The sequence below is a fragment of the Brachybacterium sp. genome (assembly GCF_036379615.1).
In the GTDB taxonomy this organism is placed as follows: Bacteria; Actinomycetota; Actinomycetes; order Actinomycetales; family Dermabacteraceae; genus Brachybacterium.
The window spans coordinates 19304-35867 of the sequence record NZ_DASVGJ010000056.1; the positions used below are offsets into that span (position 1 = coordinate 19304).

Annotated in this window: 15 protein-coding genes; 13 read left to right on the forward strand and 2 right to left on the reverse strand. The window is 70.8% G+C overall.

The genetic code is table 11. The features are described 5' to 3' along the window. Positions 1 to 11: 11 nt before the first annotated feature. Both tal and tkt read right to left on the reverse strand, forming a co-directional pair. The gene (gene tal, locus VF289_RS10820; protein ID WP_330883898.1) at positions 12 to 1127 is read right to left on the reverse strand and encodes a transaldolase; all 1116 of its coding nucleotides are present in this window, start codon (positions 1125 to 1127) and stop codon (positions 12 to 14) included. Positions 1128 to 1305: 178 nt separating this feature from the next. After that, entirely contained in the window at positions 1306 to 3405 is a 2100-nt protein-coding gene (tkt, locus tag VF289_RS10825) for a transketolase (RefSeq protein ID WP_330883899.1), read from the reverse strand. Positions 3406 to 3731: 326 nt separating this feature from the next. On the opposite strand from tkt, the gene VF289_RS10830 reads away from it, so the two are divergent. The 13 genes from VF289_RS10830 (at position 3732) to VF289_RS10890 (ending at position 16539) form a co-directional block, all read left to right on the forward strand. After that, complete coding sequence (locus VF289_RS10830; protein WP_330883900.1) at positions 3732 to 4682, forward strand: heme o synthase; 951 nt, start codon at positions 3732 to 3734, stop codon at positions 4680 to 4682. A 13-nt stretch (positions 4683 to 4695) separates the two neighbouring features. Beyond that, positions 4696 to 5724, forward strand: a complete 1029-nt coding sequence (locus tag VF289_RS10835) for a site-specific tyrosine recombinase XerD (protein ID WP_414644469.1) — start codon at positions 4696 to 4698, stop codon at positions 5722 to 5724. Positions 5725 to 5897: 173 nt separating this feature from the next. Beyond that, a complete protein-coding gene (locus tag VF289_RS10840; RefSeq protein ID WP_330883901.1) occupies positions 5898 to 6770 on the forward strand; it encodes an AAA family ATPase in 873 nt (290 codons plus the stop codon). After that, positions 6770 to 7645, forward strand: coding sequence for a pseudouridine synthase (locus tag VF289_RS10845; protein ID WP_330883902.1), 876 nt, complete (start codon positions 6770 to 6772; stop codon positions 7643 to 7645). Before VF289_RS10840 ends, VF289_RS10845 begins: the two co-directional genes overlap by 1 nt. After that, complete coding sequence (locus VF289_RS10850) at positions 7642 to 8751, forward strand: prephenate dehydrogenase (protein ID WP_330883903.1); 1110 nt, start codon at positions 7642 to 7644, stop codon at positions 8749 to 8751. Before VF289_RS10845 ends, VF289_RS10850 begins: the two co-directional genes overlap by 4 nt. A 20-nt stretch (positions 8752 to 8771) precedes the next feature. Continuing rightward, positions 8772 to 11033: a bifunctional cytidylate kinase/GTPase Der gene (gene der, locus VF289_RS10855; RefSeq protein ID WP_330883904.1), complete on the forward strand. Its 2262-nt coding sequence runs from the start codon at positions 8772 to 8774 to the stop codon at positions 11031 to 11033. Between the two features lie 67 nt (positions 11034 to 11100). Beyond that, a complete protein-coding gene (locus VF289_RS10860) occupies positions 11101 to 11694 on the forward strand; it encodes a TM2 domain-containing protein (RefSeq protein WP_330883905.1) in 594 nt (197 codons plus the stop codon). 43 nt (positions 11695 to 11737) lie between these two features. Beyond that, the gene (locus VF289_RS10865; protein WP_330883906.1) at positions 11738 to 12028 is read left to right on the forward strand and encodes a hypothetical protein; all 291 of its coding nucleotides are present in this window, start codon (positions 11738 to 11740) and stop codon (positions 12026 to 12028) included. Positions 12029 to 12054: 26 nt separating this feature from the next. Further along, the gene (locus VF289_RS10870; RefSeq protein WP_330883954.1) at positions 12055 to 12537 is read left to right on the forward strand and encodes an NUDIX domain-containing protein; all 483 of its coding nucleotides are present in this window, start codon (positions 12055 to 12057) and stop codon (positions 12535 to 12537) included. After that, positions 12534 to 13151: a hypothetical protein gene (locus tag VF289_RS10875; RefSeq protein ID WP_330883907.1), complete on the forward strand. Its 618-nt coding sequence runs from the start codon at positions 12534 to 12536 to the stop codon at positions 13149 to 13151. The genes VF289_RS10870 and VF289_RS10875 overlap by 4 nt, the downstream gene beginning before the upstream one ends. Positions 13152 to 13328: 177 nt before the next feature. Further along, the gene (locus tag VF289_RS10880; RefSeq protein WP_330883908.1) at positions 13329 to 14726 is read left to right on the forward strand and encodes an extracellular solute-binding protein; all 1398 of its coding nucleotides are present in this window, start codon (positions 13329 to 13331) and stop codon (positions 14724 to 14726) included. Beyond that, positions 14723 to 15661 (forward strand): sugar ABC transporter permease, encoded by a 939-nt coding sequence (locus VF289_RS10885; protein ID WP_330883909.1) that lies wholly within the window; start codon positions 14723 to 14725, stop codon positions 15659 to 15661. The genes VF289_RS10880 and VF289_RS10885 overlap by 4 nt, the downstream gene beginning before the upstream one ends. After that, on the forward strand, positions 15658 to 16539 hold the full coding sequence (locus VF289_RS10890) for a carbohydrate ABC transporter permease (RefSeq protein ID WP_330883910.1): 882 nt from the start codon (positions 15658 to 15660) through the stop codon (positions 16537 to 16539). The genes VF289_RS10885 and VF289_RS10890 overlap by 4 nt, the downstream gene beginning before the upstream one ends. Positions 16540 to 16564 lie beyond the last annotated feature (25 nt).

The following is a 16564-nucleotide window of genomic DNA, read 5'->3' on the forward strand; positions in this document are numbered from 1 at the left end:
TCCTGGCAGGATCAGGCGCGGGTGGACTCGACGGACTCGGAGACCGTGGCGAGCAGTTCGTTCCAGGCCTTCTCGAACTTCTCCACGCCCTCGCGCTCGAGCACCGCGAAGACGTCGGTGAGATCGACGCCGGCAGCGGCGACGCGCTCGAGAACCGCCTCGGCCGAAGTCGCGGTCTCGGCGTTCAGGGCCGCCGCGGGCTGGGAGTGGTCGGCGGCCGCCTCGAGGGTCTTCTCCGGCATGGTGTTGACCGTCGGATCGGCGACCAGGTTGTCGACGTACATGGTGTCGGAGTACTCGGGGTTCTTCACACCGGTCGACGCCCACAGCGCGCGCTGCACGTTGGCGCCCTGGGCCTTGAGCGCCTCGAACCGCTCGGAGGCGAACACCTCGAGGTACTTCCCGAAGGCGGCCTGGGCGTTCGCCACACCGGCCTGGCCTCGCAGCGCCAGCGCGTCCTCGCCGCCCAGGGACTCGAGGCGTGCGTCGATCTCGGCGTCCACGCGGGAGACGAAGAAGGAGGCGACCGAGTGGATGCTCGCGAGGTCGCGGCCGGCCTCGGCGGCCTGCTCGAGGCCCGCGAGGTAGGCGTCCATGACCGCGAGGTAGCGGTCGACGGAGAAGATCAGGGTGACGTTCACGCTGATGCCCTGGGCGATCACCGCGGTGATGGCCGGCAGGCCCGCCTCGGTGGCGGGGATCTTGATCATCACGTTCTCGCGACCGACGACCTCGAAGAGGTGCTCGGCCTGGGCGATGGTCTTCTCCGTCTCGTGCGCCAGGCGCGGGTCGACCTCGATGCTGACGCGGCCGTCGAAGCCGTGCGAGGTGGCGTGGACCTCGGAGAAGAGGCCCGCGGCCCGGCGCACGTCATCGGTGGTGAGCACCTCGACGATCGCGTCGACGTCCCTGCCCTCGCCGTCGAGGCGGGCGATGTCCGCGTCGTACTCGGAGCGGCCGGAGATCGCCGCCTGGAAGATCGAGGGGTTGGTGGTCACGCCGACGATGTTCCGGGTGTCGATGAGCTCCTGCAGGTTCCCGGAGTCCATCCGCTGGCGGGAGAGGTCATCGAGCCAGATGGAGACTCCGGCGTCGGAGAGGGCCTGGGTGTTCGGGTTCTGAGCCATGTCGTTCCTTCCGGGCGCACAGCGCCCTGTGTCGAACTGGTGTCGTCGAGGTCAACGTCGGCGAGGTCCGGATGCTTCCACGATGTGGCCTGCGGAACCATGCCGCGGAAGACGGCCGGGGGAGGAGGGAGGGGGAAGGGGCGCGGGGCGGGGTCCGTGGACCTCGCCCCGCGGGAGATCACGCGCGGGTGGCGGCCAGGGAGTCCTGCGCGGCCGCGACCACGGCCTCGGCGGTGAAGCCGAACTCCTTGAACAGGACCTTCGCGTCGGCGGAGGCACCGTAGTGCTCGAGCGAGACGGCCCGGCCATGGGTGCCCAGGAAACGGTGCCACGGCATCGCGATGCCGGCCTCGACGGTGACACGCGCGGCCACCGAGGCGGGGAGCACCGACTCGCGGTACTCCTCGTCCTGCTCGTCGAACCACTCCACCGACGGCATGGAGACCAGGCGGGTGGGGGTGCCGGCGGCCTCGAGCTGCTGCTGCGCCTCGGCCGCGTACTGCACCTCGGAGCCGGTGGCGATCAGGATGACCTCGGGCGTTCCCGTCGAGGCGTCCTTCATGACGTATCCGCCCTTGGCCAGGTTCTCAGCCCCCGCGTACTCGCTGCGGTCGAAGGTGGGCAGCGCCTGGCGGGACAGGATCAGGCCCACCGGGCCGTTATCCCGCTCCAGCAGTGCCTTCCACGCCTGAGCGGTCTCGTTGGCGTCGGCCGGACGCACGATCGAGAGGTTCGGGATCGCACGGTAGGCGGCCAGGTGCTCGACCGGCTGGTGGGTGGGGCCGTCCTCGCCCAGGCCGATGGAGTCGTGGGTCCACACGTAGGTCGCGGGGACCTTCATCAGCGAGGCCAGGCGCACCGCGCCGCGCATGTAGTCGGCGAACTGGAAGAAGGTGCCGCCGTAGGGGCGGGTGAGCCCGTGCAGGGAGATGCCGGAGAGGATCGAGCCCATGCCGTGCTCGCGGATGCCGAAGTGCAGCGTGCGGCCGTACACGTCGCCGCTGAACTCGGAGGTGCTGAGCTCCTTCGGGAGGAAGGAGGACTCGCCCTTCATGGTGGTGTTGTTGGAGCCGGCGAGGTCGGCGGAGCCGCCCCACAGCTCGGGCATGACGGCGGCGAGCTCGCCGAGGACCTTGCCGGAGGCGGCGCGGGTGGCGATGCCCTTCGCGTCGGCCTCGAAGGTCGGGAACGCCTCCGCGAAGCCCTCGGGCAGCTCACGCGCCTGCAGACGATCCAGCAGAGCGGCGGCGTCCGCGTTCGCGGAGCGCCAGGCCTGGTAGCCCTTGTCCCACTCGGCCTTCACCGCGGCGGCGCGCTCGGCGAGGCCACGGGTGTGGGCCAGCACGTCCTCGTCGACCTGGAACTGCTGCTCGGGATCGAAGCCGATGGCCTCCTTGAGGCCCTTGACGCCCTCGGGGCCGAGCTTGGCGCCGTGCACGGAGTGGCTGCCGGCCAGCTCCGGGATCGGCCAGCCGATGACGGTGCGCAGACGGATGAAGGTCGGCTTGTCCGTGACCTTCTGCGCAGCGAGGATCTCGGACTTCAGCAGGGCGACGTCCTCGACGTATCCGGTGCCGCCCTGGGTCCAGTCCACGGTGCGCACGTCCCAGCCGTAGGCCTCGTAGCGTGCGGCGGTGTCCTCGGTGAACGCGATCGAGGTGTCGCCCTCGATGGAGATCTCGTTGTCGTCCCACAGCACGATCAGGTTGCCCAGCTGCTGGGTGCCGGCGAGCGAGCTGGCCTCGCTGCTGACACCCTCCTGCAGGTCGCCGTCGGAGGCGATCACGTAGGTGAAGTGGTCGAAGGGGCTGGTGCCCGGGGCGGCCGCGGGATCGAGCAGGCCGCGCTCGCGGCGCTGCGCCATGGCGAAGCCGACCGCCGAGGAGATGCCCTGGCCCAGCGGGCCGGTGGTGATCTCCACGCCGTCGGTGAGGAAGTTCTCGGGGTGGCCCGGAGTCTTGGAGCCCCAGGTGCGCAGCTCCTCGATGTCCTTCTTCTCCAGGCCGAAGCCGCCGAGGAACAGCTGGATGTACTGGGTGAGGCTCGAGTGACCGGCCGAGAGGACGAAGCGGTCACGGCCGAGCCAGTTCTTGTCGGTCGGGTCGTGGCGCATGAGGTCCTGGTAGAGCAGGTACGCGGCGGGAGCGAGGCTCACGGCGGTGCCGGGGTGGCCGTTGCCGACCTTCTCCACCGCGTCCGCGGCGAGGACGCGCACGGTGTCGACCGCCCGCTTGTCCAGCTCGGTCCAGCCCTCGGGGGCGTTGAAGTTCTCCGTCATATCGGGTGCTTCCTCTCGCAGGAGTGCGGCCGCGCCGGCCGCTCGGTTCGACAGGCCTCGCAGCGTAGGGACCCGAGCGCGCGATGCGGCGTGCGGGCTCCAGCGCGAGGCGACGCGCCCCACCTTAGTCGCGGTGCCCGGAGGATGGCGCGTCCGTCCAGCCAGTTGCCGGGACCGGCCCGCCTGCGGAGGGGCCGGGCGACCTCCGGGAGCGGGACGGTGCCGGTTCTCACCCCGTGTCCGGGTGCTGCCGGTGACGAGTGCGGCCTAGACTGGCGTGGTACATGCGGCGTCCGCGCCGTGCCCAGGAGGAAGGACGGTGGGCGGTGACCGCCACCCAGGGAGCGTCGGTACGGGACTCGGGCCAGGACGGTGACCGGACCCCGCGGTCCGCAGGCTCGGTCCTCCGCAGCTACGTCGCGCTGACCAAGCCTCGCATCATCGAGCTGCTGCTGATCACCACCATCCCCACGATGTTCCTCGCCGCTGGCGGGTTCCCGTCGCTGTGGCTGATTCTGGCGACGATCATCGGCGGCTATCTGGCCGCGGGCGGCGCCAACACGCTGAACATGTACCTCGAGCGCGACATCGACGCGAAGATGAAGCGCACCCGCAATCGCCCGATCCCCTCCGGTGCGGTCTCGCCGCGAGCGGCCCTGATCTTCGGCATCACGATCTCGATCGTCTCGGCGCTGTGGCTGGGACTGCTGGTGAACTGGGCCTCGGCCGCCCTCGCCGTCGGCGCGATCCTGCTCTACGTCGTCTTCTACACGATGATCCTCAAGCGCCGCACCAGCCAGAACATCGTCTGGGGCGGGGTCGCCGGTTGCATGCCGGTGCTGATCGGCTGGGCGGCGGTGACCGGGACCGTCTCCTGGACCGCGGTGCTGCTGTTCCTGGTGATCTTCTTCTGGACCCCGCCGCACTACTGGCCGCTCGCGGAGAAGTTCTCCGAGGACTACGCCGCTGCCGGCGTGCCGATGCTCCCGGTGGTCGCCTCCCGCATGAGCGTGGCTCGGCAGATGCTCATGCACACCGCGCTCATGGTCGCCTCGAGCCTCGCGATCATCCCGCTGGGCTCCACCGGCTGGGTGTACGGCGTCGCCGCCGTCGGCTCAGGCCTGTGGTTCGGCTTCCTGGTGGTGCGCTACGCCCTGCGGGTGCGGCGCGGGCTCACCGGCAAGGCGCTGGGGCCGATGACCGTCTTCCACGGCTCGATCACCTATCTGACCGTCCTGTTCGTCGCCCTCGCGATCGATCCCTTCGTCACCCTGTGACCCGGGCGGCGCTGTGACCCGCGACGGCGCTGGGACGCCGAGCGGCGCAGCGGCGTCGCACGGCGCCCCGGGACCGGGTGCGTCCCTGCGACCCGGCGACGATCGGATCCTCGAGCAGTACCTGAGCCACCTGCGGATCGAGCGCGGCCTCTCCCCGAACACGCTCTCGGCATATCAGCGGGATCTGCGCCGCTATCTCGCCCACCTCGCCCAGCAGGACATCGATCCTGCCGCGGTGGACCCCCAGCAGCTCGGGGCCTGGCTGCAGGCGCTGCGCACCGGCGCCGACGGCGGCAGCGCCCTCTCTGCCGCGTCCGCCTCCCGGTCGCTGGCCGCCGTGCGCGGACTGCACTCCTTCCTCGACTCGGAACGGGTCTCGACCACTGGAGATCCCTCCCGGCTGGTGCCCGCCCCGGCGCTGCCCCGGAGGCTCCCGCACCCCCTCAGCATCGAGCAGGTCGAATCCCTGATCGAGGCCGCGGGCCGGCCGGGCACGGGACGCGACTCGACCGCCCGCGCGCTGCGCGACCGAGCGCTGCTCGAGGTGCTCTACGGCCTCGGCGCACGGATCTCGGAAGCCACCGGGCTCGATGTCGACGACCTCGACGCGTCGGAGCGCTCCGCGGTGCTGCGCGGCAAGGGTGACAAGCACCGTGTCGTCCCGGTGGGCCGGTACGCCCTCGAGGCCCTCGAGGCCTACATGACCCGGGGACGGCCCGCTCTCGCGGTGAGAGGCAAGGGCACGCCTGCGGTGTTCCTCGGCTCGCGCGGCACCCGCCTGAGCCGCCAGGCCGCCTGGCAGGTGGTCCAGCGCGCCGCGCGGGACGCGGAGCTGACCGCCCTCCCCGCGCCCATCAGCCCGCACACCCTGCGCCATTCCTATGCCACGCACCTGCTGCACGGCGGGGCGGACGTGCGCGCCGTGCAGGAGCTGCTGGGCCATGCGTCGGTCACGACGACACAGCTCTACACCCAGGTCACGGTGGACTCCCTGCGCGAGACGCATGCCGGTGCCCACCCCCGCGCCCGGCGGGGGGCTTAGACTTGTGCGGCACGACGCCCCTGCCCGGCCCTGCCGGCGACGGGCGCCCTGCGCGAGACGCCGACGGCACGGCGCACCCTGCGCTCCCCGGCCTGGGACCGGAGCTCCTTCGGCCTCTCCGCCGAGCGCCTCGTGCCTCGACCAGACCACGACGCCGACGACAGGACACCGACGTGAGCCCGACCTCCTCCCAGCAGCTGGACATCGACCTCGGACCGACCGGTCGCCCGATGCCCCAGTTCCCGGAGCCGGCCCCGCTCGACGGCCACGGCCCGGCACGGATCATCTCGATGGTCAACCAGAAGGGCGGGGTCGGGAAGACGACCAGCGTCATCAACCTGGGTGCCGCGCTGGCCGAGCTGGGGCGCCGGGTGCTCCTGGTGGACCTTGACCCCCAGGGCGCCCTGAGCGCCGGCACCGGCGTGAACCCGTACGAGCTCGACGTCACCGTCTACAACCTGCTCATGGAGCGCGGTCACGATGTCAGGACCGTGATCCAGGAGACCCCCACCGAGAACCTCGACGTGCTCCCGGCGAACATCGACCTCTCGGCGGCCGAGGTGACACTGGTCAATGAGGTCGCCCGCGAGATGGCCCTTGCCCGAGTGCTGCGCCCGGTGGCCGACGACTACGACGTCATCATCATCGACTGCCAGCCCTCGCTGGGCCTGCTGACGGTCAACGCCCTCGCCGCGAGCCACGGCGTGATCATCCCGCTGGAGGCCGAGTACTTCGCGCTGCGCGGCGTGGCGCTGCTGGTGGAGACCATCGAGAAGGTCCAGGACCGCATCAACCCCCGCCTCGAGCTCGACGGGATCCTCATCACGATGTTCGACCCGCGCACCCTCCACGCCCGCGAGGTGTGCCAGCGCGTGGTGGAGGCCTTCCCGGACCAGGTCTTCCACACCACCATCAACCGCACCGTGAAGTTCCCCGACGCCTCCGTCGCCGCGGAGCCGATCACCTCCTTCGCCACCTCGAACAAGGGCGCCTCCGCCTACCGCCAGCTCGCCCGGGAGCTCATCTCTCGCGGCGCCGCCGCCTGATGGCCGCACAGGGCTCAGGCTCGCGCCCGCCGCGCCGCCGCAGCGCCTTCACCCCGCCGAAGCACGTCCGGCTGCGCGATGAGGACGGCACCCGTCGGCCCGCCGCGCCCGCCGACGGAGACGGGGACACCGATATACATCGCGAGGACGGGGAGCGCCTGCAGAAAGTGCTGGCGAAGGCCGGTTTCGGGTCCCGGCGCGCCTGCGAGGCGCTGATCTCCTCCGGCCGGGTGCGGGTCGACGGCGCGGTCGTCAGCGAGCAGGGGGTGCGGATCGATCCGAGCACTCAGGTGATCCACGTGGACGGTCGCCGGCTGCAGCTGGACGAGTCCAAGCTCACCCTCGTGCTGAACAAGCCCCGCGGCGTGGTCTCGGCGATGAGCGATCCCGAGGGGCGACGCGATCTCAGCGAGTTCACGACCGGGCACTCCCAGCGGCTCTACCACGTGGGCCGGCTCGACTACGAGACCGAGGGCCTGCTGCTGCTGACCAATGACGGCGAGCTCGCCCACCGGCTCACGCACCCCAGCTTCGAGGTGGACAAGACCTACGTGTGCCGCTTCGACGCTCCCGGCGGGCCGCCCCGCGGGCTGGTGAAGGCGCTGCGGGAAGGGGTAGAGCTCGAGGACGGCCCCGCTCGCGCCGACCGCGCCCGGGTGCTCGCCCAGGACGGCCGCGAGGCAGTGGTCGAGGTGACCCTCCACGAGGGGCGCAACCGCATCGTGCGCCGCATGTTCGCCTCCCAGGGGTTCGAGCTCACCGCGCTGATGCGCACCCGGATCGGGCCCGTCGTGCTGGGCGATCTTGCCTCCGGCACCACCCGTGAGCTCTCCGGGCGCGAGCTGGGCACTCTGATGGCGGAGGTCGGACTGTGACGATGCTGGTCCCGTCCCCGGTGCGGATCATCGGGACGGGCCTGATCGGCGGTTCGCTCGGCATGGCGCTCACCCGGTCGGGAGTGGACGTCCAGCTGGAGGACGTCTCCCCGGGAACCGCTGCCCTGGCGGTCGAGCTCGGTGCGGGGAGTCTGCCGGGCCAGGACGCTCCCGCTCCCGAGCTGGTCCTCATCGCAGCTCCCCCTGACGTGGCGGCCGCCCTTGTGGATCGGGCGCTGCGCACCTGGCCGAAGGCCCTGGTCGCCGACGTCGCCAGCGTGAAGACCACGGTGCTCGAAGGGCTCCGCGGGATCGCACGTGCGGAAGACCTGCCGAGGTACATCGGCGCCCATCCGATGGCCGGCCGCGAGATCTCCGGCGTGATCGCCGCCCGGGCGGATCTCTTCCTGGGCCGGCCGTTCGTGGTCGTCCCGCACGGGTCCACGGACCCGCGCGCCGTGAGCACCCTGCGGGGCCTCGCGACCGAGATCGGGTCCGTCCCCACGGTGATGGACGCCGATGCCCACGACATCGCGGTCGCCCATGTCTCCCATGTGCCGCAGGTGATGGCGAGCCTGCTGGCCGCCACTCTGCTCGAGCCGAGCGAGCCCGCGCTGGGCCTCGCGGGCCAGGGCCTGCGCGACACCACCCGCATCGCCGACTCCGACCCACGGCTGTGGGTCGAGATCCTCGGCGCGAACGCCGGGGCCGTCCATCAGGTGCTCAACGGGATCCGTCGTCACGTGGACGACGTGATGGAGGCACTGGCGACCCTGCAGGGAGATCCTGACCCGGGGACGGGATCGCGGCGCGCCCTCGCGGAGCTGATCGCGGCGGGCAACCGGGGCGTGCGGCGGATCCCCGGCAAGCACGGCGGCGCCACCGATGCCTTCGCGACCGTCGTCGTGCTGGTGCCCGACCGGCCGGGAGAGCTGGCCCGCCTCCTCACGGAGATCGGCCAGATCGGGGTCAACCTCGAGGACCTCCGGCTCGAGCACGAGCTGGGGCGCGCCGTGGGCCTCGCCCACATCGCGATCGACGCCGCCCGTGAGGACCTGCTCACGCGGGAGCTCGCCGAACGCGGCTGGAGGGTCGCGGACGCCTGAGCGCCCCGTATCCTTGCCAGATGCACACCAGCGCGCCGCACGACCCCTCCGACCTCGCGAGCTCCGTCCCCGACGAGGGCATCGTCATCGCGATCGACGGCCCGGCCGGCTCCGGCAAGTCCACCGTCTCGCGACTCGTCGCCGATGCGCTGGACGGCGGCATCCTCGACACCGGAGCGATGTACCGCGCCGTGGCCTGGTGGTGCCTGGACCAGGGCATCGACGTCGGCGATCGCGAGGCCGTCGCCCGCGCGGCGGAGGAGATCGAGCTCGAGCTCGGCACCGACCCCGCCGGAGCGAGCGTCGCCGTCGCCGGCACCGACATCACCGCCGAGATCCGCACCGAGCGCATCTCCCAGCAGGTCAGCGCCGTGGCCACCAACACCTTGGTGCGAACGGTCCTGCAGCGGCGCCAGCGGGAGCTGCTCTTCGCCGCCGCCGCCGAGCGCGGGTTCTGCGTCGCCGAGGGACGAGACATCACCACCGTCGTCGCCCCCGACGCGCACGTGCGCGTGCTGCTGGTCGCCTCCGACGAGGAGCGGATGCGCCGCCGCGCCGCCGAGCTCGGTCTCGAGGACTCCGAGGACACCCGCACGCGCATGGCGGACCAGGTGCTGCGCCGCGACCGGGACGACTCGACCGTCTCCGAGTTCCTCACCGCCGCCGAGGGGGTCGAGACCCTCGACACCACCGGGCTCGAGATCGAGGACGTCGTCGAACGCGTGCTGATGCTCGTCGCCGTCGCGGAATCGGAGCAGGAGGAGGCGCTCCACGGCCGCGCCGAGCCACTGGTCGGCGCCGCTGCGGCCGAGCACGCTCCGCAGTCGGCCGGGTCCCCCGAGACCGGGCCGAGCGATCATGACATCGAGGCGGCGCTGCGGGTGGGGCTGTCCGACTATGCGCTGGACGAGGAGGACCTCGCGCTGCTCACCGAGGAGCAGGCGGAGGGGGCCCGTCCGGTGGTTCAGCGGAACCTTCCCGTCGTGGCGGTGGTGGGCCGCCCGAACGTCGGCAAGTCCACGCTGGTCAACCGCATCCTCGGCCGCCGTGAGGCGGTCGTCGAGGACCGTCCGGGCGTCACGCGCGACAGGGTGTTCTATGAGGCGGAGTGGACGGGGAAGGACTTCTGGCTCGTCGACACCGGCGGCTGGGAGGACCGTGTCCAGGGCATGGCCTACCGCGTCGCGGAACAGGCCGAGGTGGCGGTGTCCCTCGCGGACGTGGTGATGTTCATCGTCGATGCGAACGTGGGCATCACGACCACCGACGAGCAGCTGCTCAAGGTGCTGCGCAAGGCGAAGGTGCCGATCGTGCTGGTCGCCAACAAGGTCGACGACCAGCGCGGCGAGCTCGAGGCGGCCGCGCTGTGGAACCTCGGCCTGGGGGAGCCCTACGCCGTCTCCGCACTGCACGGGCGCGGCTCGGGAGACCTGCTGGACGCCGTGATCGAGGCCATGCCCGAGGAGGGCCGGGGCGGGGCCGCCGATCACGGCCCCCGCCGGGTCGCCCTCGTCGGCCGACCGAATGTCGGGAAGTCCTCGCTGCTGAACCGGCTCGCCAAGGAGCAGAGGGTCGTGGTCGACGATGTCGCAGGCACCACTCGTGACCCGGTCGACGAGAAGATCTCCCTGGGTGGCAAGGACTGGACCTTCGTGGACACCGCCGGGATCCGGCGGCGTGTCCTGCAGTCGCAGGGGGCGGACTACTACGCCTCGCTGCGCACCCGCGCGGCACTGGACCGGGCGGAGATCGCGGTGGTGCTGCTGGAGGCCTCGGAGCCGGTCTCGACCCAGGACCTCAAGATCATCGACATGGTCCTGGAGTCCGGTCGCGCCCTGGTGCTCGCCTTCAACAAGTGGGACCTGCTGGACGAAGAGCGTCACAAGGCCCTCGAGATCGAGATCGAGCGTGATCTCGCGCACGTCGCCTGGGCGCCGCGGGTGAACATCTCCGCCCGGACCGGACGGCATGCCGAGAAGCTGGTCCCTGCGCTCGAGACCGCTCTGGAGTCGTGGGATCGCCGTATCCCGACGGGGCGGCTCAACGCCTTCCTGGGCCAGCTGGTGGCCGCCCATCCGCATCCGCTGCGCGGCGGCAAGCAGTCCCGCATCCTGTTCGCGACGCAGGCTCGTACCCGGCCGCCCCGCTTCGTGATCTTCGCCAGCGGGTTCCTCGAGCACGGCTACCGCCGATTCATCGAGCGCCGCCTGCGCGAGGACTTCGCCTTCACCGGGTCCCCGATCGTGATCGGAGTGCGGATCCGGGAGAAGCGCCGGCGCTGAGCATCGGGCACCTCCCCGAGGGGTGCCGAGGTGCGAGGTCACGGTGCGACCACGTATCGTGGTCGCCATGAGCAATCCCGGTGACTACGGCTCCTGGAACCCCCAGGGGGACGACTTCAACGCCCAGGGCGGACAGCCCGCGCAGGATCCGTGGGCACAGCCCGCGTCCGGCGCACCGCAGTACGGCCAGCAGGATCCGTACGCCCAGCAGCCGGGTGCGGGGCAGGATCCGTATGGTCAGCAGGATCCGTACGCCCAGCAGCCGGGTCCGGGGCAGGATCCGTACGGCGTGCCGTCCTCCGGCTCGGCCTCCGATCCCTACGGCCAGCAGAACTGGTCCCCGGCCCCGGGCACCGGCGCCTCCGCCTCCGATCCGTACGGCCAGCAGGCCCCGGCCGGAGCTGCGGGAGCGGCCCCGCACGAGCAGCCGCAGGGACAGGCGCAGAGCCGTCTGGTCGTCGGCCTGCTCGGCATCTTCCTCGGCGGGTTCGGTGTGCACCGCTTCCTCCTCGGCTACACCACCATCGGCATCATCCAGATCGCCGTGACCCTCGTGACCTGCGGTATCGGTGCATGGTGGGGTGTCATCGAAGGCATCCTGGTGCTGGTCAAGTCGCCGTCCTTCGAGCGCGACGCCCACGGCCGTCCCCTGACCGACTGACCCGCCGCCCGGCCACGCCTCGACGACAAGGACGATCTCAGCGATGACCTACTCTCCGCAGGGCCCCGTCCCGGACAAGCGCTCGTTGCAGAACAACGCGATCATCCTGATCGTCGTCGGCTTCCTCTGCGGCGGGACCTTGCCGGCGATCTTCGGCATCATCGCCCTGGTGCAGATGGAGACCGATCCGTTCTCCGCGCAGAAGATGAACAAGATCGGCTGGATCATCTTCTGGGTGATGCTCGGACTCATCGTCCTCGGCGTCATCCTGTACGTCGTCTTCATGGTGCTGATCTTCGGCGTGGCCGCCCTGCCGCTGCTGATGGGCGGCTGATCCTGCCGGCTCCTGGAGGTCCTGACATCGCCACCCCTGACTTCGTCCTCGCGTTGCGTGAGCGGATCGGGCACGACCTGCTGTGGATGCCCGGCGTCACCGCGATCGTGCTCGACCGCGAACGCACCCGGATGCTCGCCGTGCGGCGTGCGGATGACGGTGCCTGGACACCCGTCACCGGGATCATCGACCCGGGGGAGGAGCCTGCCCGCGCGGCCGTGCGGGAGGTGGAGGAGGAAGCAGGGATCACCTGTCACGCGGTGCGCCTGATCGACGTGCGCACGCTGTCGCCGATCACCTATGCCAACGGTGACCGGGCACAGTACCTGGATCTCAGCTTCCTCTGCGAGGCCGACGGGGCGAGCGAGCCCTACCCGGCCGACGGGGAGAACACCTCGGCGCGCTGGTTCCCGCTCGACGCCCCGCCGCCGATGAACGAGCGCTTCACCCAGCAGCTCGCGCTGGCTCGCGAGAGCGGGATCGGCACCGAGACCCGGTTCCGGGCATGACGATGCAGGCCCCGCTGCCCGGGACCCGAGTGCGGATCCCGCTGACCGATCGGCCCGGCGATGATGCGGTGGTGCGTGTCATCGCCGTTCCCCGACGGGACCTGGCCCATGGCGGTCAGCTGAGCCCGGTGCTGGCCCCCTTTGCGGACGCGCTCCTGGTCGACGTCTCGGCGGGAGGGCGATCGCTGCTGCCCGGCGCGTGGGTGGAGACCGAGGTCCTTCATCGCGGTGCGCCGATCGCCCCACTCCCGACCACGGCCGCGGACCTGCGGCCGCCGGCGGTCATCGCCGGGACCCCCGACCGGGCGGCTCTGTGCTGGGGCGAGACGATCTGGCCGCTGGACCTCGGGGGAGTGGTGGCGATCCCCGACAGCGCCCGTCCCTCGCCGCATCCGCTGTCGCGGCTCCGCCGTCTCGCGCTGGTGGCCGCCGGCCGACGCGAGGAGATCAATCTGACGCTGTGGCGGGATCCCGCTCTCGAAATCCCCTGGCATGACGTCCGGATGCTGCCGCGCGCCGCGGCCTGGTTCGAGCTCGCCCAGGTCCCACCGGGGATGCGCTACGCCGATGCCGAGTCCGCGCAGGGGGTGGGGCGCGCCCGCCCCCGTCCCTGAGCTGCGCGCGGCGCGCACTCCCCGCGCTCCAGAGCATCCGACGGCCCCGGCACGTCCGATTGCCCCCGGACCGTCCGATGCGCCCGGGCGGCCACTGCCCCCGGCGCGTCCGATGGTCGTCGAGGGCCCGTCGTGGCATAGAGTCGGACCTCCGTGAATCTCGACGAGGAGGTCAGCGTGCTCCCACGAACGTCCGTCCCGGGACGGCCCGCTCGGCGCACCATCCTGCGTTTCACCGCAGGTGCCGCAGCAGTGCTCCCGCTCAGCGCCCTGGCCGGATGCGCCGGCGGCGGCTCCCGCGATCCGGACACCATCCGGATCGCCTTCCAGCAGTTCGGCTCGGGAACCATCAAGCAGGAGTGGATCACCACCGCCGCCCGGGAGTTCTCCCAGGAGAATCCCGAGCTCACGGTCGACCTGGTCCCCATCGTCGCGTCCGAGAACGACTACTTCACCAAGAACGAGCTGCTCATGAGCTCGCCCCGCACCAGCCCGGATCTCGTGTACGAGGATTCCTTCATCCTGCTCTCCGATGTGGGCGCGGGCTACCTCCAGCCGATCACCGATCTCGTCGAGGGCTTCGAGCACTGGGACGACATCGCCGAGGCGTCGAAGGAGGCCGTGACCGGCGAGGACGGCGAGGTGTACGGCATCCCGATCACCACCGACACCCGCGCTCTGTGGTTCCAGCGGGAGGTCTTCGCCGAGGCGGGACTGCCGGAGGACTGGCAGCCCGGCAGCTGGGAGGAGATCCTCGAGGCGGCCCGCGCGATCCGCGATTCGGACAGCGAGGCGATCCCGTTCTTCATGTTCGCCGGCACCCCGCAGGGGGAGAAGGCCTCGATGCAGGGCTTCGAGATGCTGCTGTACGGGACCGGAGACGGCACGGGCCTCTATGACCGCGACGCCGAGAAATGGATCCTGGGCGGGCAGGGGTTCGTGGACGCCCTCACCTTCCTGAAGACCCTCTTCGACGAGGATCTCACCGCCTCCCTGGGCCAGCACCTGGACCCCAACATCTCCGAGACCATCTACACCTCGCTGCTGCCCGAGGCGAAGCTGGGGATCCTCATCGACGGCTCCTGGATCTCGCAGAACTGGACGGATTCCGCGGCCCGTCCCTGGCCGGAATGGCCTGAGGTGGTGGGGCTGGCGGACATGCCCACACAGGACGGCGGTGGCAGCGGGAGCGTGACGCTCGCGGGAGGCTGGGGCCTGTCGCTCCCGGCGCACGTCACCGATCGAGATGTGGCCTTCCGCTTCCTGGAGAAGCTCGTCTCCACCGACACGCTGGTGAAGTACGCCATCGCCGACAACCACATCACCGTGCGCGCCGACGTCGCCGAGAAGGAGGAGTACCTCTCCTACTCCCCGGCGGTCGAGTACTTCACGGACCTGCTGGAGTCCGCGTACTACCGCCCGGCGCTCCCGGCCTATCCCGAGGTCTCCTCCGCCATCCAGGAGGCGATGGAGGCGGTCATGACCGGCACCTCCCCGCAGGATGCGGCCGCAGCCTATGACGCGACCGTCACCGACATCGTCGGCCCCGAGAACGTGCAGGAGGCCACCGCATGACCACCGACGTCCGCACCGAGCAGCCCCGGCCCGTGCCCGCCGCCCCGCGCGACGGACGCCTCGGGGACCGGCTCACCCGTGCCCGGGCACTGCCCATGCTGCCCGCCGCCGTGCTGCTGATCGGCTTCATGCTGGGCCCGATCCTGTACTCGCTCTACCTCGCCTTCACCGACAGCGCCATCCGCGGCGATGGCGCCTCGGACACCAGCTTCGTGGGCCTGTCGAACTTCACCGACGCCTTCACCGACGGGGACTTCTGGAACTCGGTCGCGCTCACCCTGGTCTTCACGATCGTCTCCGCGGTGATCGGTCAGAACGTGATGGGGATGCTGCTCGCGCTGCTCATGGAGCGCGCCCACAGGATCCTCTCCTTCGTGGTCACCTCCGTGGTGATCGCGGCATGGATCCTGCCGGAGGTGGTGGCCGGCTACCTGCTCTACACCTTCTTCGCCGACGAGGGCAGCCTGAACACGATCCTCGCAGGGATCGGTCTGCCCACCCAGGACCTCCTGTTCTCCGCACCGATCCTGGCCGTCTCCTTCGCGAACATCTGGCGCGGGACGGCCTTCTCGATGCTGGTGTACTCCGCAGCGCTGAGCTCGGTGCCGGGCGACGTCTACGAATCCGCGGCGCTGGATGGCGCGGGCCCGGTGCGCCGCTTCCGCTCGATCACCCTGCCGCTGCTGCGCCCGGCGATCGCGACCAATCTGATGCTGACCACCCTGCAGACCCTCTCGGTCTTCGGTCTGATCTTCATCATGACCGGTGGCGGTCCCGCCCGGCAGAGCCAGACCCTGCCGCTGTACATGTACGAGCAGGCCTTCTCCTACGGCCAGCTCGGCTACGGCACCGCCGTGGCGCTGCTGCTGCTCCTGATCGGGGCCGCCGCCTCGCTGGTGTACCTGCGCCTGCTGCCCGAGGAGGACAAGCGATGAGCACGACCACCCGAAGCGTCCCGACCACGTCGACCGGACGGCGCCCTCGCACGCCCTCGCGCGCCCGCACCGCCTCGATCGCCAGCACGCTGCTGATGGTCGTCATCGGCCTGGCCTTCCTGGTCCCGCTGCTGTGGGTGGTGCTGGCCTCCTTCGACACCGAGGCCTCGCTGTCCGTCGCCTGGCCCGACTCCTGGAGCCTCGGCAACTTCGCGGCGATCTGGAACGCGGAGACCACCTTCCGACCGCTCACGAACTCGTTGATCCTCTGCGGTGGCGCGACCATCGTCACGATGGTCACCGCGGTGCTGTGCGCGTACCCGATGTCCCGGTACCGCTTCCGGGCGAAGCGACCGCTGCTGCTGACGATCATCTTCTCGACCGGGCTGCCGATCACCGCGATCATGATCCCGGTCTACTCGCTGTTCGTGCAGGTGAACCTCATCGATTCGATGTTCGGGGCGATCCTGTTCCTCGGCGCCAGCTCCCTGCCGTATGCGATCTTCCTGACCAAGGGCTTCATGGATGGGGTCCCGGTGGAGATCGAGGAGTCGGCCTGGACCGAGGGCGCCGGCGTGCTGCGCGCGCTGTGGTCGGTGGTGCTGCCGCTGATGCGGTCCGGTCTCGCCGTCGCCACGATCTTCACCTTCGTCTCGATGTGGGGGAACTTCTTCGTCCCCTTCATGCTCCTGCTGAGCCCGGAGAACCTGCCGGCGGCGGTGACGCTGTACACCTTCTCGTCGCAGTACGGGCAGGTCGCCTACGGCCAGCTCGCCGCCTTCTCGATCTTCTACTCGCTGCCCGTGGTGGTGCTGTACCTGTTCTTGGGGAGGACCCTGGGGCAGGGCTTCGCCGCTGCCGGCGGGGTCAAGGGCTGAGCACCTCGACGCTCCGACGGCCGCG